The organism is Chelatococcus sp. CO-6, from assembly GCF_001271345.1.
Lineage (GTDB): Bacteria > Pseudomonadota > Alphaproteobacteria > Rhizobiales > Beijerinckiaceae > Chelatococcus_A > Chelatococcus_A caeni.
Window position 1 is genome coordinate 1,128,089 of record NZ_CP012398.1, and the last position, 19,594, is coordinate 1,147,682.

Below are 19,594 nucleotides of genomic sequence, written 5' to 3' on the forward strand. Positions count from 1 at the left end.
CGCGGGCATCGAGCATCTCCCGAGCGACGAGTGCCATCTGGTCACTGGCCGAGGCATGGCCTGAGAAGTCCTTGCCGAAACCGCCGGGCACACAGCCGTAGATCAGCCGCGTAAGTCACTGTCGATGCGATATTCTCGTCCCCGGAAATCAGTAACGATAATCTTACCGCCAGACGCAACAGAGGAGACGATCAATTCATCATGATCAAGTAGAGTCTTCGAAAAATCCATATTCGACATATTTCTATATATTACAACGGAGTCACATATAATAAAAACGCCCTCCGAATTAAGGTATATTCTTTGAATATCCTCTCCCTCGAAGAGCCTGGCAAGCGTTCTATTTTTAATAAATATCCAATTCCGGCCAGCGTATACCGAAATATCCCCAGAACGCGAAACGGAGAAGCGAGGCGTATAGGCCGAAATGAACTCACATTCTCCAATTATAAGGCCATCTACATCAACTTTATAAATAGACATCTCGCCGTTCAATTCCGTCTCCAAGAGAGTCAGCGCTAATTGGTGGGCAATCAGAGAAAACGACCTCATTTCTTATTTACCTCCTGGCCGGGAGCGCTGTAATTAGTTCAATACTGCCATTGCTGCGAACTTGCCAAACGGACTTCACGCCTGCCGTCACTCCATTTGGCCCTGTTATCTCAGACGATACCTCAATTTTTGAGCCCCTTACAGAGGCCGACCCAAAGTTATCCTTAAGTTGATTTGTCAATGCAACGCCAAGGTCGTCTCCCGCAAAGCCGAGATAATCCTTAAAATATCCACCCTTCCCTAGGCTGTCTTGGCTATATGCTACCTTCCCGAGCAAATAGTCGATTTTCCCGAAGGGGCTGTTATTTGGGCCCGGAATGGCAATTTTTGACGTGTCCAGAATGGCCCCATCTGCTCTGGCAAGAAAGCGGGTGGCGGTGTCTTGTGCAGCTCCTGGTATCTGAGCACTGGGAGCAGTGCTGAAGCGCACCTTCGACGCGGCGCTGGCGCCGGCGATTATCCCCGCGATGTCGAAGGCCGTGTCGATGACCTTCTGATCGCGCGGATCATTGGGATTGGCGAAGAAGTACTCACCGGTTAGCCGGTTTTGATAGAGCAGGCGACCGCTTTCGTCGACTGCCCCGAAGTTGCCTCCGTTCTCATCCGTGCCGATGATGACCGGCCCGTCGCCGTAGATCGCGGCGTGGTTGCCGAGAGGTCCCGCGAAGCCGTTGAGGAGGGTCAATCCGCCGATGATCTGCTGGATGGTATCCGGCCGGGCAGCCATCATAGCCATGTAGGCTTCAAGGCACTTCTGGCGATCGTCGCCAGAGAAGGTGATGGTCTGCCCGTCCGCTGTCTTGACCTGGCACGTGCCGGCAGCATGTGCGGTGCCGATGAACAGGTCGAACAGGTTGAAGCCCTGGCTCGGGTTGCAGGCACCCAGCTGCGCGACAATATCAGCATCGCTGAGCGCACCCCGCTCCTTGGCAGCGGCGAGATCGGAGAACGTGGCGTTCCCCTGCCGCCCCAGTTCGCCGAACACGCCGGTGGAGATCTCGGCCAGTGTCTTGCCGACGAATTCAACAGCCTTGATCGCCTCCCGCACCGCCGTGTCCGACACATAGAACTCGACGCCGGAGCGCTCGTTCTTGGTGATCTCCTGCGCCCTGTCGAGATCGCGGTTCAGCGCTGCGACGTCCTGGGTCTGGTTCTTCCGTGTCGCGGATGATGATCTCGCCGGCACCGACCGTGGCGCGGGTTTCCTGCTCGCGGTCATGCTCGGCGACGTGGCCGGACAGGCTGCCGCCGGTGGGGACGCCCGTCGCCGTGTAACCGGGCTTGTCGCCGCCGGCAGGCGAGGTCCCTTGCTCCTTCTGCCCCTTGCCGTCACGGTCGATGGCGAAGCTGATTCCCGCCTGAGCGCTCCACGACGAGCCTTTGTCGTGGTCGTGGAGGTCGGAGAAGCCGAGCGTACCGGTGTCGAGGACAAGGTCCCCGGTGAGCGAGGCGATGACCGCGCCGTCGATCTGCGTGTGGCCCTCGACGCGAGCGTGGAGCGTGTCGAGGGCAATGATCGACGTCTGGTCGTTGACCCAGGCATGGTCGGAGGAGCCGCGGCCCGCGCCCACCGAGATCGAGCCCGAGACCGGGCTGGTGCCGACGCCGACGAACACGCTGCCGCCGATATTGCTGGAGCGGCTCGCCCCGTGGCCGGTGTCCTGGCGCGAGGCGACGGTGAGGTCTCCGCCGATGTTGAGGAACACGTCCCGGCCGGTGGCGTTGGCGCCGGCGAGCGTCGCATCGCGCCCGGCGACGATGGTGAGCGTCTCGCCCGCATCGAGCCGGGCGTTCAGGCGACGGTGAGGGCCGCCCAACGCCCTGCTACTGTCGGAAGCCCAAATGAGTGACCACAAGGTCGTTCGTCGAAGATGCCCTGAAGACACCTCCGTCTTCCGCTTCACCGCGGCGCTCACCCGGTTGTGTGCGAACGGAGCCTGCCAGCCCTATTTAGGGCCAAGCGGACAGGGTACTGGCCGGCTTCCCTTCGGGGGCGTCCCAAGGCAGGTCCGGCCCCAGCCGCTCAACCCTTTAGGGACGGGCTCCTATGAGGCGGATGGAGGCGAGCTTGACGAAGGCGAGCGCTTTTGCGTTGACTGTCCGTCCGCGAAAAGCGCAACCACAGAATCATGGTTTGTATTCCACAGTATAGTTGTTACCGAGCTCCTTCTGTAATCGCTTGGCTAGCTCGGCACCTTTTATAATATGGACCGCCTCCAGATCAGACGACTTAAAGCCAGAATCAGGCGGATATTCGCTGTTGAAAGTCGCCTGATACTCATCGTCCCAAGCTAGAATGGCTCGCTTCAGCTCCTCCGAAATGGGGAGATCATCAACATCAATATGACCCATTTTTTCCGAGTCGGGACAGAAGACAGGCCCCGCCAGATACTCATTCGCAAGCCGTACCGTCATCATGGCAATGGCTTCCAAGTGCTGACCGGATTTGCTCGAACAACAAATCCATTCGATCCAATACCAATCGCTATATACTGCTCGACACCGTTGTGTATAGTGCGGTAGACATTTGCTGATCCGTTCGTTCCTACAATACTTCCTTGTTCAATAGCATTCATAACGACCGTCTGTATCTTCTCGCGAGGTATTCCTTTATTAACGAAATCAACTTCATGTCTCTTATAAATATGCTGCAATCCTGCAGAATCACTGCCTATTTCAATCCAGACTGTTCTTCCGTCCGGAAGCCTGCGGATATCAACCACATTCGCAGGTGTGATCTTGGTTCCGCCCCTTACCAGATCATCAATAAGCTGTGCTCTATTTGCCCCCTTCACAGCGCCGTACAGCTCGCGCACGGTATCAGAAATCTTGGCGGTAAAGCCAGCGCGCGCGTCCTTGGAGACGAACTTCATCGATGCGATCACAGCGGCGGCGATCAGCCCGGTGGCGACCTCGGGGCTGAACTCGCCGTTGCCGAGGGCAACGAGCTGCTTCGCCAGGAACGTCCCCATGGCATCGGCGAGGTCCTCGACGCGGCCGCCGCTTCTCTCGAACGCCTGCCTCGCTTCCGCGGCGAACTGATCCATGATCAGGCCCGACGGCAGCAGGTCGAGCGCGCGCATTGCCTTGGCGAAGCCGTCCGGATCGGCGGCAATACGATCGGCGAAATAATCCACGATCGGCGCCCCGTAGGGCGCGATGGCCGAGCGCAGCTTGTCGAGCCCGTCGAGGCAAAGGTCGATGGCCTCCCGGCTGTATTGCTCGCAGACGCCGGCGTAGGCAGGGCCGATGAGGAAATCGAGCAGGTTGAAGCCGCCCTGGCTGGCGCAGGCCTGCAGGGCGGCACGGGGAAGCTTGCCGTCCAGCACCTCGCCCATCAGATCGAGCGCTTCGGCCTTTGTCGCGGCAGCAATATCGCTGCGGGTGTCGAACAGGCTCGACAGGGCATCGACCAGGGTGCCGCCCACCAGCTGCATGGCAGCGAGCGCACCGACGATATCAGCCGGTAGTTGCGGGAAGCCCTCGGCAGCCGCCTTGCCGAGCTTGTCGAGGTTGTCGCGGATCCCGGCGAAGCCCGAGGCGATCTCCTGGATGGCGGACGAGGAGACGTAGAACTCGACGCCGGAGCGCTCGTCCTTCGTGATCGCCTGCGCCTTGTCGAGGTCGCGGTTGAGAGCCGCAACGTCCTGGGCCTGGTTCTCCGTGTCGCGGATGATGATCTCGCCGGCACCGACCGTGGCGCGGGTTTCCTGCTCGCGGTCGTAATTGGCGACGTGTCCGGACAGGCTGGCGCCGGTGGGCGCGCCCGTCGCCGTGTAGCCGGGCTTGTCGCCGCCGGCAGAAGGGGCTCCCTGCCCGGCCCCCGGCTCCTTCTGCCCCTTGCCGTCACGGTCGATGGCGAAGCTGATCCCCGCCTGAGCGCTCCAGGATGAGCCCTTGTCATGATCGTGGATGTCGGAGAAGCCGAGCGTGCCGGTGTCGAGGACGAGGTCGCCGGTGAGCGAGGCGATGACCGCGCCGTCGATCTGCGTGTGACCCTCGACGCGGGCGTCGAGCGTGTCGCGGGCGACGATCGACGTCTGATCGCTGACCCAGGCATGGTCCGAGGAGCCGCGGCCCGCGCCCACCGAGATCGAGCCCGAGACCGGGCTGGTGCCGACGCCGACGAACACGCTGCCGCCGATATTGCTGGAGCGGCTCGCCCCGTGGCCGGTGTCCTGGCGCGAGGCGACGGTGAGGTCGCCGCCGATGTCGAGGAGCACGTCCCGGCCGGTGGCGTTGGCGCCCGCGAGCGTCGCATCGCGCCCGGTGACGATGGTGAGCGTCTCGCCGGCATCGAGCCGGGCGTTGAGGTTCTGGAGCCCGCTCATCTGGTCGCGGGCATGGGCGATGGAGCCGTTGGCGGTCAGGCCGACGGTAAAGCCGCCCTGGGCGCTGAGGCTGAACCCGGCGCCCACCCCAAAACTCTTCGACGAGGACGACTGGAACGAGCCGTAGCCGGACTGGGCGCTCTCGACGAGGAGGTCGCGGCCGACGTCGAGGATGAGGTCCTGCCCGGCAATCGCCTGCGTGCCCTGAAGGTGCATGTCGCGGCCGGCGGTCAGCGTCAGGTCGCCGGCGGCGGTCAGCGTCGTCGGCCGCGCCGTCTCGCCGTAGGCCCACTGCCGGCTCGTCGAGGAGGAGGCGCCGGCGGTGATCGAGCCGGAGAGGGTCGGGTTCGACAGCTGCAGGGCGGCGTCGACCCCCTGCATGATCCCCGAGGCCATGCCGATCGCCTTGTAGGCGTCGTTGCCGTAGCCGGAGTTGAAGGTGGAGGCGGCGCCCTTCAGCTGCTCGAGCGCGCCCGAGACGTTCTGGCTGACCTCGGCCTTCAGGCCGACGAAGCTCTGCTTGCGGATCTCGAGCTCGCGCTCCACCTCCGTGGCGGCGAGGAGCGCAAGGTCGCGCCCGGCGGCGATGTCGATGTCGCCGCCGGAGACGATGTCGGCCGCGGTGGCGGTGACGTCGCGCCCGGCGGTGATGACGACCCCGCTGCCGCCCTGGATGAGCGAGGCCTCGGCGACCGTCTTCTCGTGCGCCTGATAGAGGCTGTCGCGATGGGCGCCGATCGACAGCGAGACCGAGCCGTTGCCGGCGGAGACGCCGATGCCGACGCCGGAGACTTTTCGCGAATAGGTCGAACCCTCGGCTTCCATCCCCGGGGCGATGGTGACGTCACGCCCGGCGGCGAGGCGCGCCTCCTCCACCGCGGCGATGGCCGAGCCGACGATGTCGATGTCCCCCTTGGCGCTGATGTCGACATTGCCGCCGGCGGTGAGCGAGGAGGCGACGTTGTCGACCTCGGCCGTGGTCGCGGCGACCTTCTTCGAGCGGTAGACGTCCATCCAGCCGTCGCCGAAGTGGAGGCCGACGCCGGAGGTCTTTTTCCAGTAGGCCGTGTCGCGCACATCCTCACCGGCGAGGATGCGCACGGAGGCATCCTCGCGGCCGTCGGCGCCGGCACCCGCCGCGACCAGGAGGTCCTCGCCGGCCGCCAGATGGCTCGCCACGACCGTGACGTCGCCGGCCGCCGCGACGGTGAGATTGCCGCCGGCCGAGATCAGCGAAGCGACGTTGCGCTCCTCATGCTCGCTATAGCCGAAGGACGAGCGGCGCAGGGCGTTGCCCTTCCTGCCGCCCGCGGCGACGTCGGTGACGTCCACGACGGACGAGATGACGATTTCCCCGCCGGCCGCGAGGGTGGCATCCTCCGCCGCCGCCACCGTCGATCCCGCGACGATGAGATTGCCGCCGGCGGCGATGGTGAGGTTGCCGCCGGAGGCGACGAGGCCGGCGGCGTGCTCGACGGTGTCGATCCGAGTCCAGCGCTTCTTCGAGCCTTCGAACAGGCTGTTGGCGATCTGCTGCGCCTCGAGGATGACGTCGCCGCCGGCCTTCAGGGCGAGGCTGTCGTTGCCGCTGAGGACGCCGCCGCGGTTGACGAGGTCGCGCTCGGTGGTGATGAGGAGGCTGTCGGCCACGATGAGGCCGCCCGACTGCAGCTCCTGCCAGGCGTAGCGCCCCTGCGCTGTCCAGGCGGCGCGCTGCTCGTTCAGGAACTCCCCGGCGGTGATGGTGAGCGTATTCTCGGCGAGGATGGCGCCGGTGTTGTGCACCCTCTCGCCCTCGAGGAGGATGTCGCCGGCGATGAGCTCGCCGCCGGCACCCTTCACCCATTCGCCGAGCCGGTCCTCGGGCAGGAGGAGCTGCGGCACGAGGACCGGACGGCCGTCGATGAGCTCTTCCTCGTACCAGAGGATGGGCTCGGCGATGCGGGTCTTCTCATCGTCGCTCAGCGCCTGGCCGAGGCGGATGTCGGGATTGGCCTTCAGGAACGCGACCGTGCCCTGGTAGAGCGCCTCCTGCTGTTCGACCGGATTGCGGTAGGCGGGGTCGAGGATGGCGCGGCCCGTCTGCTCGATGAGCGCCTCACGGATGAGGCGGCGCTCCGTGGTCGGGTCGGCGAAGACGGTAATCGGGCCGCGCACGTCGCCGACCTCGGCGAGGATCCAGCCCGGGCTGCGCTCGTCGGTGCCGCCGGGGATGGGCGCGCCGTTGAGGAAGGTGACGTCTCCGACGGTGACCGGCTTCGGCGCGGCAACGGCGCCGGCATAGGCGGCAAGGTCGATCGCCGCATCCGGCAGGCGCGGCGCCGCCGTCGGCAGGTTGCGGTCGGTGATGCCGATGGTGATCGCCGGCGCTTTGATCTGGGCGGTCTGGGATTGCACCGTGCCGGTATTGGTGAAGCTGCCGCTGGCATTGGCGCCGAAGGCCCCGCCGGCATGGAAGAGGGCCGGCGTCTCGCCCACCGCATAGACATAAGGCCCGTAGAACACGCCCTTGCGGATGGCGGTCTGCGTCATCGTCAGGGTGCGGGCGAGGTTCTCGACGGTGCCGGCGGTGATGACGAGGTCGGTGCCGGCAATGATGGACGAGGCCAGGTTGCGCACGGCGCCGGCGCGGATGGCGAGCCGCCCGTCGGCCTGGATGGTGGCGGCGCCCGAGGTCTCGTACTGCGTCTTCTCGTTGCCGTAGGCGTCGGTGCCGCCGGGGATGACGTAGTCGTGGTTGGAGATGCCGACGTCGGTGCGGGTGTTGAGCACCGTGCCGCCGACGGTGATCGCCATGTCGCCCAGCGCCTCAATGACCGAGGCGTGGTTCCTGAGGTCGCCGGCCGCGCGGATGTCGGCATCGCCGCGGGTGAACAGGACGCCGCCGCCGGGATTGCCCGGATCATTGCGGCCGACGAGGATCGAGCCGCCGGTCGAGGCGAGGCCGAGGAAAGAGCGCGAGGCGATGGTGCCGAGGACGGTGAGGTTGCCGGCCACGGCAAGCGCGAGGCTGCCGTCGACGATCAGCTGCTCGCCGGCGCCGATGGTGAGCCCCTGCCCCGTCAGGGTGAGCGCCAGGTCCTTGCCGAAGTTGAAGGTGCCGCGATCGGCGCCGCCGGCGCGCGTCAGGTCGAGGTCGGTGGTGGCCGCCTGGACGGCGGCGCCGTCGCGGCCCTGCAGGACGGAATGGGCGCGGTTGGCGAGATGGCCGGCGACGAGCGCCGTCAGGGTCTTGCCGGACAGGACGGCGAGGCTGCCGGCCGTGCCGCGGCTGTCGAGGCTCGCCGCCTCAAGCTGCAGGGCGCCTGCCGCATCGACGATGCCGGCATTGACGAGCGCGCCGGCGAGCGCCAGCGTCACATTGTCCCCCTCGACATGGGCGCCGGCGGCATTGGTGAGCCCGGCGGCCGCCAGGAAGATATCGCCGGCCGCCTTCACCGTGCCGCTGTTGGCGATGGTGCCGCCCGCCGCGATGCCGATGGCGCCGCCGCTCTCGATGCGGCCCGCATTGGCGAGGACCCCGCCGATCTCGGCCTCGACGAGGCCGAGCGCCTCGATGACGCCGGCATTGTCGACGTTGTCCGTGACGGCGAGCGCGACGAGCCCGCCCGCAAGGCTCGCCCCGGCGCGGTTGGCGAGGGAGCCGGCGGCGAGCGCGAGGCTCTCGGCGCCGATGGCGCGGCCGCCGTTGTCGAAGGCCCCGGCGACGATCAGGTCCGCCGTGACGGCCGACAGGAGGCTCGCCGCCGAGCCGGCGCGGTAGGAGGCGGAGCGCAGCGTCAGCGCCCCGTCGCTGGCGATGACGCCGCCCGTGTTGGTGACGTCGCCGGCGACGATGGCGAGGCTGCGCGGCGACAGGATGCGGCCGAGGTTGGTGAGGTCGCCGGCGACGGCGAGCGTCAGCTCCGGCCCGTAGACGACGCCGCCCGCTTCATTGGTCAGCACGTCGCTCGCCAGCGTCGCCGTCAGGCGACCGTAGAGCGTGCCGGCATTGACGATGGCCTCGCTCGCGGTGAGCGCCAGGTGATCCTGGACGAGCGCGCCCGTGGCGCGGTTCTCGAAGCGCTTGCCGACGGTGAGCGCAAGATCGGGATAGTCGAGGACCGTGGCGTTGGTCAGCGTCTCGCGCGCGGCAAGCGTAACGCGCCCGGGCGCCGAGAAGGCCGTCCCCTCCCCGAGCGTCAGGTCGGGCGCCGCGACGGTGACGTCGGTCTCGGCGGCGAGCCCCGTGGCGTCGAGGCGGATGCGGCCGAGGCCCGAGACGGAGATGTGCCGGCCGGCGGCGACGAAGCCGTCGGTCGTGACGTCATCGGCCTCGATGGCCACGTTGCCGAGCGCCGAGGCGGTGCCCGTGGCGAACAGTGTGCCCGACGCGCGCAGGCTGATCGCCCCGCCGGCGGCGAGCGTGCCGCGGCTGTCGAGCGAGCGGATCGCCTCGGCGACGATGTGCTCGTTGGCGGCGAGGCGCGCCCCCGCCGCCACCGTCACGTCGCGGCCGCGCGCCGTGAGCCGGCCGGCCGCGGCATGGTCCCCGGCGAGGCTGAGCGCGCCCTCCGCCTTGAGGTCGAGGTCGCCCGCCGCCGCGGCGCCGGCGAGCGACAGGTCGCCGAGCGAGCGCACGACGAGGTCGCCCTCGCCCGCGCTCAGCGTGCCGGTGAGATGGACGCCGAGGTCGAGGTCGCGCGACAGCACCGAGATGCTGCCGGCGCTGACCGTGCCCGCCGCGCTCGAGCGGATGGCCGGGCCGGAGACGACCGGGATGTCGACGCCGGCGAGCGGCGTCGCGACGTCGCTCTGCTGGTCCCAGTGGACCGCGCCGGCCCTCAGGCGCACGCGCTCGCTCGCCGTCACCGCCCCGTCGATGGCGAGCTGGCGGCCGACGAGATCGATGCGGGAAAGGGCGCCGTCCGGCGCCGAGACGCCGGTGCCCTCGATCGACACGGTGCCGCGCCGCACCGCGAAGCCGACCGTGCCGGTCGTGTAGTCCGGCACCGGCACGCCGGTCGACAGCGTCACCCGGCCGGTGTTGAGGAAGGCGCAGGAACGGCAGGTCACCCCGTTCGGGTTGGCGACGATGACGTCGGCCTTGGCGCCGAACACCTCGGTCGGGCCGTTGAGCAGCGAGGACGCGGTGCCCGTGACCTCGTTGAGGATGACGCTCGCCGGCCGCCGGCCGACGAGGTTCGGGTTGGCGCCGATCTCGCCGCCCAGCACCGAGGTGCCGCCGAGCCCCGAGTTGTTGAGGATTAGGCCGCGCGTGTCGACGTTGTACGCGCGGAACTTGTTGTGCGAGAGCCCGCCCAGCGACGGCGCCGTGATGTCGACCACGGGCGCCCCGCGCGGCGAGACCCCCACCCGCGGCCGGAATTCGATCGGCGCCGTCGGATCCGTGATCACCTGCGCCTCAGCCAACCCCGCCGTCAGCGGCTGCAACGCCACCAGCACCGCCGCCAGAAGGCCGCCGGCCCGCCCCACGAGCGAGGCTCCGATCCGCGACAGGCGAAACCCAGCCGGACGGGCGCTCGGACGCATGGCATCGACAGGAAAAGGACGCATCGGGAGGGATCTCGGACGTGGGCGGGCGAACAGGCGTGGCGGAATGGTGCTCAGCGCTCCGGAGGAGCCTCGGGCATGCCGTCGAGACGGGCGTAGACCTCGGCCAGGGTCGATTCCGGAGCCGGGCAGCGCTTGGTCCTGGCGATGTCCTCGAGCACGCGGTTGCGGTTGCGCAACGCGTCGATCTCGACCTTCTCCGGCGACTTCGGATCGATGAAGAAGAGCGCGGGCAGGAAGAGGACGACGCCGGTCGTCGCCAAAACCGCGTTCTTGACGTTGGCGCTGTCCTTTTCCTTGATCGTCGCGACGATCTGGCGCTCGTTGGCCTCGAACTCGCGCGCGATTGCCGGGCAATCGAGCGACACGTCCGCCACATTGGTCGCGGGGACGGGCTTCGCCTCACGCCCGCCGCAGCCGGACAGTGCGAGACCGGCGGACACGATCACAACGAGCGCCCCGGCCCGTCCAAGAACAGTCGTCATCATCTTCTTCCGTAAATGGCCGGGCATCGGCGCCGGCAGAAAATTCGCGCTCACCGCGCCGCCCTCCACGCCTTGGCCTCGGCCTGCGCCTTTGTGACGTCCTCGGGGGACAGCCCGGCCGTGACGCGGGCGAGGGCCTCCGTGCCGCCCGGGTGCTGGCGGGCGGCGGCGAGGTTGTAGTGGACGTGCGCCTTCATGAGGTCGGGCGGCAGGCCGAGGCCCGCCTCGTACATGGCGCCGAGCTCGAACAGGGCGACCGGATTGCCGAGGGCGGCGGCCCTGCCGAAATAATCCGCCGCCTTCCCTGGATCCCGGTCGACGCCGAGGCCGTCGCGCCAGATGAAGCCGAGCGCGTTGAGCGCGCCGATGTTGTTCTCGGCGGCCGCCTTCTCGTACCAGGCACGGGCCTTGGCCGGATCCTTGTCGATCCCTCTGCCCTCGGCGAAGAGCCCGGCGCAGTTGAAGGCGGCGTCCGCATCGCCCTTCCCGGCCGCCTCGCAGATCAGCTCCTGCGCCGCCGCATAGTCCTGCAGCACGCCCTCGCCGCGGTAATGCATGAGGCCGAGGCGGTTCATGGCCTTGGCCGAGCCCTTGTCGGCGGCGGCGAGATAGAGCACCCGCGCCTTGTCGAAGCTCGCCTCGACGCCGATGCCGAGCTCGACCATGCGCCCGAGATAGAAGGCCCCGTCCGGCGCGCCGGCGTTGAAGGCCGTATTGAAGCGCGCGAGCGCCGTCGAAAAGTCCTTGCTCTCCAGCGCCGCAAGGCCCGCGGCCAGGGCGTCTGCGGCCGGCGCTGCGGGAGCCTTGTCCGCAGCCTTCGCCGCCGCCGCGCGCTTGTCCTTCGCCGGCGGGGTGGCGGGCGACCCGGCCGGTGTCTGCTGGGCGACAGCCGCGGTGGCTGTCAGGAGGATGGCGGCGAGCGCGACCGAAGGGCGCATGAAAAGACCTTTCAGAGCAGTTTGAAGCTGGCGGTGAGGTAGACTTCGGGTGTCGTCGGCCCCTTCAGCCCGCGCTGGTAGACCGGCTGGGCGATGCTGGCGTCGAGGTTGAGCCGGCCATGGCGGTAGCGCAGACCGGCACCGAGGCCGGCGCGGGCGAGGTTGCGGCCTTCGGCGAGATTGCGGCCGTAGCCGAGGTCGGCGAAGACATAAGGCTGCAGGGCCGAGAGCACCTCGTGGGCGAGGACGAGGTCGTCCTTCAGGTCGCCGATGATCGCGTCGGCCGGCACGGCGAAGGCGAATTCGCTGCGCAGCACGGCCCCGCTGTCGACCTTGACGGCGCCGTTGGTGAAGCCGCGCACGGTCGACGAGGAGCCGAGCGTCATCTCGTCGTCGCCGTAGAGCGGCACGGGCGAGAACTGCGCTGCAAGGTCGAGGCGCAGGAGGCCGATGTCCGGAACGGCCTTGGCGAAGCCGGCGAAGGCGTCCAGCTTCCAGAACTGGGCGTGCGGCGCGTCTGCCGGCAGGTCCGGCGCATCCTTCGTCGCCCCGAGGACGGGAAGCCCGCGGTTGATGCCGGCGCCGTAGGAGAGTTGCGCCTTGTCGAAGAACAGGGTCTCGGAGAGCCCGAGGCGGGCCACCGAGAGCGCCTGCGGCGTCAGCCGGGCGGAATTGACGAACCGCTCGGAGCGTCGCCATTGCAGCGAGCCGTCGATGGCGACGAGCCGGTCGGCGTTCTTGACGAGCGCATACGACAGCCCGCCCGTCACCGTGCCGCTGCGGCTGAAGAGATCGACGGTGGGGACGATTTCCGTCAGGGATTCCGAGTAGCCGGCGGCGAAGGAGAAGGTGAAGCGCCGGAAGGGCAGTGAGGCGGCGGCCCGCACCTCGTTGCTGTCGACGCCGCCGGCATAGGACAGCTGCCAGGCGTCGCTGATGCCGATGAGATTGTCCTTGGAAAGGTCGAGCCGCAGGCGGTTGGCGACGGTCTGGCCCGAGCCGTTGATATCGGCGCCGTTGACCTCGTAGCCGGCGAGAAGACGGAAGCTGTCGGTTGGCCTGTTGACGACGACGACGTTGCTCGTCGCCGGCACCTCGCCCGCCTCGAGCTTGGCCTCCGCATGGCCCGAGCCGACGCGGTTGATCTGGTCGACGCCGTGCTGCACGTCGTGGAGCTGCAGCACGTCGCCGGGCCCGACGGAAAAGGCGAACCACGGCTTGAGGCCGGAATACGACGTCCCGTCGAGGATCTGAAAGCGGTCGAGCGGGTCGTCGAGCGTGTCGAGCAGGCCGGAGAGGCCCGAGATGACGCCCCAGAGCCCCCGCGCCTCCTCCACCCTGCCCCAGGCCTTTGAGAGGCGTTCGCCGAGCGGCAGCGCCTCGTCGCCGGCCTCCTCGCGGTAGGTGATGGCATCGACCCGGCCGGTGAAGACATTGAGCGCGAGCGCCCGGCTCGCCACCACGTCCTGCTCCGGCACATAGGCCTGCGTGGTGACGTAGCCGCGGTCCGCGTGCAGCGCGTTGACGGCGCCGACGATGGCGTTGAGATCGTCCGTGGTGACGCAGGATCTCACCTTCGGCGCGACCGCCTGCCGGATGTCCTCGTCGTCGATGAGCTCGATGCCGGCGATGCGGATCTCGTCGATGGCGAAGCAGCCGGACGCCTTGGCCCCCTCCTGTGGCCCGGCGCCGCTCGCGATGGTCAGCGAGCGCCCTGTGGGCTGCAGCGGCTTCTGCCTGCCGGCCGCCTCGCCCTCTGCAGCGATGACCGGCGCCACGAGCGCGCCGCAGGCGAAGGCCGTGCAGGCAAGGGCCGCGCCGAGGCCGCGCACGATGGACCGGAGCGCTCTCGCCATCTCAGAGCCAGTCCGCGACGAGGCCGATCTTGCGCCGCGGGGCCGCCGGACGCGTATCGGGAGAAGAGACCGCCAGGATGCCGTTCGCAATGTCGCTCGCGGCCCCGGCAAGGATGGCGCCGGCATCGAGGATCACCGGCCCGTCGGAGACGATGCGCAAGGTGCCGAAGGTCGTCTCGAAGACGCCGCCGACCTGCTGGAAGGAGACGACCGTCGTCGGGCCGGCGAAGGCATTGCCGAGGCCGCCGGGCATGGTGGCGAAGACCGGTACGCTGCGGGCGGTGCCGCGCACCTCCGGGGCGGTGATGACCAACTCGCCGATGGCCCAGATGCGCCCGCCGTCGTTGACGACGCTCTCCCCGGCCGTGATCAGCATGCCGGCCTCGGCATTGATGTTGCCGCCGACGATCGCCGCGGTGGATGCTCCCCTCTTGGTGCAGGTGAAGCCGCAGGTCTCGCTGTAGCTCCAGGAGCCGCTCGCCAGCCCGATGTTGTGCAGGCGCTCGGTCTCCATGACCAGCGCGCCATAGGCGTCGATCTGGCCGCTGTTGACGACGTCCGCCGCAAAGATGAGGACCGTTTCGCCGGCGATATAGCCGAGCTGGAGCGGAATGCGCGGCAGGCCGTAGTCCATGCTCGCCACCGTGAACCGGCGGCGCTTGCCGAACAGCCGTCCGAAGAACGACCCATGCGCCCGTTGCACGACCGCCACCTGCGGCGTACCGGCCGGCGTCATGTCGGTGACATTCTCCAGCCGTGCCGCGGTGATGTTCACGCGTTCCGCGGCAACCAGGCGGCCGGTGCGGTTCTCCACCGTGCCGCCGGCCGTCACCGAGAGCCCGCCGTCGCCCGCGGCGAAGGCGATGGCGAGCCTGTCGGGACTGTCGGACAGGAGGCGGATATCGCCGGAGGCGAAGAGCGTGACGTCGCCTCTGGAATCGGGATCGTCCGCATCCATCGCCGCGCCGGTCACCCGGCCCTTCAGGACGAGGTCTCCGGCGCGCGCCAGCAGGGTCACGGCCGACTTGCTCGAGGCGAGCGTGCTCTGGCGCGCCGGCGTGTTGAGAACCTCGACGGCATCGGCGGCGATCTTCACCGCCCGGTCCGCCTCGATCGCGGCGCCCGCGAGCGTCACCTTGCCGTTGGCGTCGATCGTGAAAGTGCCGCGCGCCGCCTGGCCGGCGCCGGCATAGCTCACCCCGGCGCCCTTGGCGTTGACGGCGATGCTGACGCGGCTCGCCGACAGGGAACCGCGCTGCGTGACGTCGACGAGGACGTCCTCGGAAGCACCCGCCTTGAAGCTCCGGCTCGTGATCCAGCCGGGAATGCTGTCGCCCGCGCGGACGGCGGCATCGAGCGTCAGTTCCGCGTCTCCCGCCGTCAGGCCGACGTCGGCCTCGGACATCGTGTTCGTGTTGGTGACGGGCCCGTCGATCCTGATCCTCGCGGCGAGCATCTGCAGGCTCGCCATGGTTCCGCCGAGCCCGCCGGGGCCGACCTCGATGTCGCCGGCACCGGACGTCGCCGTGATGGCGCCGCCGTCGATGCGCACCTGGCCGGTCGACAGCAGCACGCCGCTCGTGTTGATGAACGAGCCGCCGTTGACGGTGATGCCGTTGGGGTTGGCGAGGATGACGTGCGCCCTGTTCCCGAGCACCTCGAGCGGCCCTTCGATGCGGCTGCGATTGGCGGAGGTGACCTCGTTGAGGATCGTCCTGGCGCCGGCCCCGGCGCTGTTGTCCAGCACCACGCCGGCGGCCGGCACGGAGAAATGCGTGTAGGTGTTGCGGCTGATGTCATGAGCGCCGGGCGGCGCGATTCCGACGGTGATCCGGCCGCCGGCGCCGACCGTCACCGTTGTCGCGGTGCCGCCATCGGCCTGCACGGCCTGCGCCAAGGCCGCCCCGTTCGCACCGAGGGCAAACGCGGCGAAGCCGGCGGCCAGCGCGAGCGGCCGCCCCGATCGACGGGAGGGGATCATCGTGCCGGCCCGTCCAGCGCGCCGATGGCCTTGGTGAAGCCGGCGAGCGACACGGTCACGTCGGCCGGCTTCTCCTTCGCCGTCCAGACGCGGAACACCGCCTTGTCGCCCGCCTTCATCTGCGCGAGCACGTTGCCGGCGAGCGCAAAGCCGGCGTGGCAGCCCGAGGCGTTGCAGGTCTCGACGAGCAGCTTGTAGGGCTTGCGCCCGTCGATCCTGAGCTCGATGCCCAGCGCGAGATAACCGCCGAGCGGCACCGAGACGATGCCGACGAGCCCCTTGCCGCCGGCGTCCGGCAGGACGGTGAGGAGGAAGACGGTCTCGCCGCTGTCCTTCACCGCGAGCCGCTGCACGGCCTTGCAGTTGCCCTTCGCCGCGGCCGTCGCCCCCGTCCCCTCCCCGCAATGCACCTCCCAATCGTCGAACCGCTCCACCGCCGGCGCGGCGAGGGAGCGATCAAGGCCGGCGCCGAAAGCGGCAGCCAGGACGACGGGCAGGAGGGCGTGAACGCGGGAGGAAAGCGCGAGGACCATGACCGGATCGCAATGGGGGACGAGCCGCGGGCGATCTAGCAGGGGCCGACCATAATCACAACCCCTGATTGGATATATATTGCGTGCACAACTTTTAATAAAATTTGTTCGAAATGTGGCGGCCGGCGTTCAAAAACATGGCGCGAACCCCGTTGTCAAGGCATCGCAGGCTCGGCGGGATACCCATTCTGCAGGTCAATCAAGCAGGACGGCCCTGTCCGCAATCTTGTCCGCGAGCGCCCCATCGTGCGTGACCAGGAGCACGGCGAGCCCGGTGTCGCGCACGATCTCGAGAAGCAGCTCGACCACCTCCTTCTGGCTGACCGGATCGAGACGCGAGGTCGCCTCGTCGGCGAAGAGGAAGACGGGGTCGAGCAGGAGCGCGCGGGCGAGCGCAAAGCGCTGCAGCTCGCCGCCCGAGATCTCGCCCGGCCGGCGGTCGAGGAGGTGCTCACCGAGCCGCAGGCGCGCGATGAGCGCCGCAGCCTTGTCCCAGGGGAGGCCGTGGAGCCTGGCGAGATCCGCCAGCGCGCGCCGGATCGTCTGATGCGGGGCGAAGGCCGCTGGCGGGTCCTGATAGAGCTTCTGGAACCGCACCGACGGCACGCCACCTTGCCGCTCCACGCTGCCGCTGTCGGCCGGCGCGAGGCCGAGGAGGATGTTGCCGAGCGTGGTCTTGCCGCAGCCGCTCGGCCCGACCACCGCCACGATCTCGCCGGCGCTAACCTCTATGTCGAGCCCCTCGAACAGGCTTCGCCCGCCATAGGCCTTGGCGAGAGCGCGGCCGGTCACGACCGGGGCGCCGGCCTGTGTCGGCACCCGGCGCTGCCACGTCGCCGGATCGGCGGCGAGGAGTGCTTTGGTGTAGGGATGGGTGGGAGCCGACAGAACCTCCTCCGCCGGCCCGTAGTCGACGAGCCGCCCGTCCAGCATCACGCCGATCATGCCGCCGAGCGCGCCCGCGACGGCCACGTCATGGGTGATGGTGAAGACGAGCCGGCCGGCCGCGATCTCCTGCTTCAGCCGCTCCACCACGCCGTCGCGCAGCGCGGCGTCGAGCCCCTTGGTCGGCTCGTCCGCGATCAGGAGGGCGCTGTCACTCGCATGGGTGATGGCGATCGCCGCCCGCTGGCACATGCCGCCCGACATCTGAAAGGGATAGAGCGTCCCGGCACGGTCGAGGCCGACCTCGGCGAGGTTCTCCCCGGCCCGAAGCCGGCTTTCCTGCGCGCTGCGCCCATGCACGAAGCGGTGAACCTCGACCACCTGCCCGGCGATCCGCATGGTCGGATCAAGGGCGAGCCAGGGTTCCTGCGGCAGGAGCGAGATGGTGCGTCCCCAGCTCTTGCGGCGGACCGCGGCCGGGGCAGCGAGGAGATCGATGCCCGCGAGGCGGATGTACCCCGAGGCGGTCAGGCCCGGCGGAAGGCTGCCCATCACCGCCTGGGCGACGAGTGACTTGCCGGAGCCGCTTTCCCCGAGCAGCGTGAGCGGCTGTCCCGGCCGGACAGAAAGGGTGACGTCCCGCACGATGGGCCCGGCACCGCCACTGACGCTCAGCCCCGCGATCGACAGGTCGCGCATATCGGTGGCGACGTTCATCGGCCTTCTCCGCGTGCGACGAGTTGCAGCCCGAGGACCAGGAGGACGATCAGCACCGCGGGGGCGAGCACGTGCAGGGGCGCCTCGGCGTAATAGGGAAGCAACTCGACGATCATGCTGCCGAGTTCGGGCGTTGGCGGCTGCAGGCCGACGCTGATGGCGCTCAAAGTGGAGATCGCGATGATCGCGGTGGCCATGGCGAAGGCGGCGAGCGTCGCGATCAGCGGCGCGATGACCGGCAGGACATGGCAGCGCAGGATGTATACCGGCCCGAAGCCGAGGAGCTTCGCCGCCTCCACATGCGGCTCCTTGAGGAGCGAGGTCGTCGTGGCGCGGGTGACGCGGTAGAACTCCACCCACAGCGTGAGTGCAAGGCCGAGGTAGAGCGGCCCGAAATGACCGGGCGCGAAGGCGAGCAGCAGCAGGACGAGCATCAGCCCGGGCAGCGCCAGGACGATGTTCGCCAGAAGCTCGAAGGCCCGCTCGGCGAGGCCACCGCGCCAGGCGGCGACGAGGCCGAGGAGGATGCCCGGCACGGCGGCCGTCAGCATGGTGAGGAAGGCCATGCCGAACGACAGCCGCGCGCCATGGGCGAGCCGCGCCAGCAGGCTGCGCCCGTAATGGTCGGCACCGAGGAGATAGTCGCCGCCGACGGGCGCGAGGCTCGCCGACAGGTCCTGCGCCGCCGGATCGACCTCGATCACGAGCGGGCCCAGGATGGTAAAGGCGGCGAGAGCGGCGATGAGGGCCGCGCCGGCCCCGCGTGCCGTCACGGCGCGGGGCCGGGACGCGGTGAGAACGTCGAGGCCGGTGCTCATCGCGCGCTCCTCAGCCGTGGGTCGAGCCATGCGGAGGCGGCGTCGACACAGGCCGTGACGGCGACGAAGATGAGCCCCATGGCGAGTGCGGTGCCCTGGACCATGGGAATATCCCGCTCGACGATGGCGTGGACGAGGGCATGGCCGATGCCGGGATAGGCGAAGAGGCTTTCCACCACGACGACCCCTTCGACGAGATAGATGGCCTGCAGGCCGAGATAGGAGACGACCGGGATGGCGGCGTTGCGCAGCCCGTGCCGGCGCACGACGACCGCTTCCGGCAGCCCCTTGTGGCGCGCGAAGGCGAAATGGGGCGCCCTCGCGACCGCCGCAACGGCATCGCGCGTGACCCGGCTCGACACCGCGGCGAGGCCGAGGGCGAGCGTCAGCGCGGGCAGCACGAGGTCCCGCGCCGTCCCGAAGCCGGCGGGCGGCAGCCAGCCGAGCCAGATGGCGAAGACGAGGATGAGGACGAGCCCGAGCACGAAGGGCGGCACGGCGCGCAGGCTGACGGAGGCGGCGAGCCCCAGCCGGTCGGCCCAGCCGGTCGGCCTGAGCCCCGCGAGGACGCCGGCCACGGGGCCGATGGCGAGCGAGATGAGGAGCGCCGCGGCGGCGAGCCAGAGCGAAGCGCCGAGCTGGACCTTCAGCTCCTCGATGACCGGGGCGCCGGTGACGAGGGAGTGGCCGAGGTCGAGCCGGGCGAGGGTCTCGAGCCAGTCCAGGAACTGGGCGGGCCATGGCCGGTCGAGGCCGAGCTCGAGCCGCACCTTGTCCGCGGCTTGCCCGGTCATGGCATCCGGCCCATAGCGACCGGCCGCGATGCGCATCGCAGCATCCCCGGGCAGCGCCCGCATCAGCGCGAATGAGAGGGTGCCGACGACCAGCGCCACGAGGCCGGCCTGTGCGAGGCGGGCCAGGAGAAAGCGTCTCACGAAGCGTCTC

General features: G+C 68.7%; 13 protein-coding genes. All 13 read right to left on the reverse strand.

Annotated elements, in window-relative coordinates:
* Positions 1–102: 102 nt before the first annotated feature.
* Positions 103–495 (reverse strand): hypothetical protein, encoded by a 393-nt coding sequence (locus AL346_RS24965; protein WP_156332691.1) that lies wholly within the window; start codon positions 493–495, stop codon positions 103–105.
* A 64-nt stretch (positions 496–559) separates the two neighbouring features.
* Positions 560–1,615 (reverse strand): hypothetical protein, encoded by a 1,056-nt coding sequence (locus AL346_RS05340; protein ID WP_053193340.1) that lies wholly within the window; start codon positions 1,613–1,615, stop codon positions 560–562.
* Entirely contained in the window at positions 1,575–2,456 is an 882-nt protein-coding gene (locus AL346_RS05345; RefSeq protein ID WP_197286603.1) for a hemagglutinin repeat-containing protein, read from the reverse strand. The genes AL346_RS05340 and AL346_RS05345 overlap by 41 nt, the downstream gene beginning before the upstream one ends.
* 223 nt (positions 2,457–2,679) lie before the next feature.
* Positions 2,680–2,970, reverse strand: coding sequence for a hypothetical protein (locus AL346_RS24970; RefSeq protein WP_156332692.1), 291 nt, complete (start codon positions 2,968–2,970; stop codon positions 2,680–2,682).
* Positions 2,967–10,358, reverse strand: a complete 7,392-nt coding sequence (locus AL346_RS05350) for a hemagglutinin repeat-containing protein (RefSeq protein WP_053193345.1) — start codon at positions 10,356–10,358, stop codon at positions 2,967–2,969. Before AL346_RS05350 ends, AL346_RS24970 begins: the two co-directional genes overlap by 4 nt.
* A 131-nt stretch (positions 10,359–10,489) precedes the next feature.
* Complete coding sequence (locus AL346_RS05355; protein WP_082312602.1) at positions 10,490–10,948, reverse strand: hypothetical protein; 459 nt, start codon at positions 10,946–10,948, stop codon at positions 10,490–10,492.
* Between the two features lie 23 nt (positions 10,949–10,971).
* Positions 10,972–11,859: a tetratricopeptide repeat protein gene (locus tag AL346_RS24975; RefSeq protein ID WP_019403211.1), complete on the reverse strand. Its 888-nt coding sequence runs from the start codon at positions 11,857–11,859 to the stop codon at positions 10,972–10,974.
* A gap of 11 nt (positions 11,860–11,870) precedes the next feature.
* Positions 11,871–13,715: a ShlB/FhaC/HecB family hemolysin secretion/activation protein gene (locus tag AL346_RS05365; RefSeq protein ID WP_019403210.1), complete on the reverse strand. Its 1,845-nt coding sequence runs from the start codon at positions 13,713–13,715 to the stop codon at positions 11,871–11,873.
* Between the two features lies 1 nt (position 13,716).
* Positions 13,717–15,696, reverse strand: coding sequence for a filamentous hemagglutinin N-terminal domain-containing protein (locus AL346_RS05370; protein WP_019403209.1), 1,980 nt, complete (start codon positions 15,694–15,696; stop codon positions 13,717–13,719).
* Positions 15,693–16,229, reverse strand: coding sequence for an invasion associated locus B family protein (locus tag AL346_RS05375; protein WP_019403208.1), 537 nt, complete (start codon positions 16,227–16,229; stop codon positions 15,693–15,695). Before AL346_RS05375 ends, AL346_RS05370 begins: the two co-directional genes overlap by 4 nt.
* Positions 16,230–16,424: 195 nt before the next feature.
* Entirely contained in the window at positions 16,425–17,831 is a 1,407-nt protein-coding gene (locus tag AL346_RS05380; protein ID WP_053193346.1) for an ABC transporter ATP-binding protein, read from the reverse strand.
* The gene (locus AL346_RS05385; protein ID WP_019403206.1) at positions 17,828–18,649 is read right to left on the reverse strand and encodes an ABC transporter permease; all 822 of its coding nucleotides are present in this window, start codon (positions 18,647–18,649) and stop codon (positions 17,828–17,830) included. Before AL346_RS05385 ends, AL346_RS05380 begins: the two co-directional genes overlap by 4 nt.
* Positions 18,646–19,584 (reverse strand): ABC transporter permease, encoded by a 939-nt coding sequence (locus tag AL346_RS05390; protein ID WP_019403205.1) that lies wholly within the window; start codon positions 19,582–19,584, stop codon positions 18,646–18,648. Before AL346_RS05390 ends, AL346_RS05385 begins: the two co-directional genes overlap by 4 nt.
* Positions 19,585–19,594: the final 10 nt, after the last annotated feature.

What these genes read in the sequence shown, in the direction of transcription:
- AL346_RS24970 (WP_156332692.1), bottom strand. Translation starts at nt 2,970, where the DNA reads ATGATGACGGTACGGCTTGCGAATGAGTATCTGGCGGGGCCTGTCTTC.
- AL346_RS05355 (WP_082312602.1), bottom strand. Translation starts at nt 10,948, where the DNA reads ATGCCCGGCCATTTACGGAAGAAGATGATGACGACTGTTCTTGGACGG.
- AL346_RS05365 (WP_019403210.1), bottom strand. Translation starts at nt 13,715, where the DNA reads ATGGCGAGAGCGCTCCGGTCCATCGTGCGCGGCCTCGGCGCGGCCCTT.
- AL346_RS05370 (WP_019403209.1), bottom strand. Translation starts at nt 15,696, where the DNA reads ATGATCCCCTCCCGTCGATCGGGGCGGCCGCTCGCGCTGGCCGCCGGC.
- AL346_RS05375 (WP_019403208.1), bottom strand. Translation starts at nt 16,229, where the DNA reads ATGGTCCTCGCGCTTTCCTCCCGCGTTCACGCCCTCCTGCCCGTCGTC.
- AL346_RS05385 (WP_019403206.1), bottom strand. Translation starts at nt 18,649, where the DNA reads ATGAGCACCGGCCTCGACGTTCTCACCGCGTCCCGGCCCCGCGCCGTG.
- AL346_RS24975 (WP_019403211.1), bottom strand. Translation starts at nt 11,859, where the DNA reads ATGCGCCCTTCGGTCGCGCTCGCCGCCATCCTCCTGACAGCCACCGCG.
- AL346_RS05380 (WP_053193346.1), bottom strand. Translation starts at nt 17,831, where the DNA reads ATGAACGTCGCCACCGATATGCGCGACCTGTCGATCGCGGGGCTGAGC.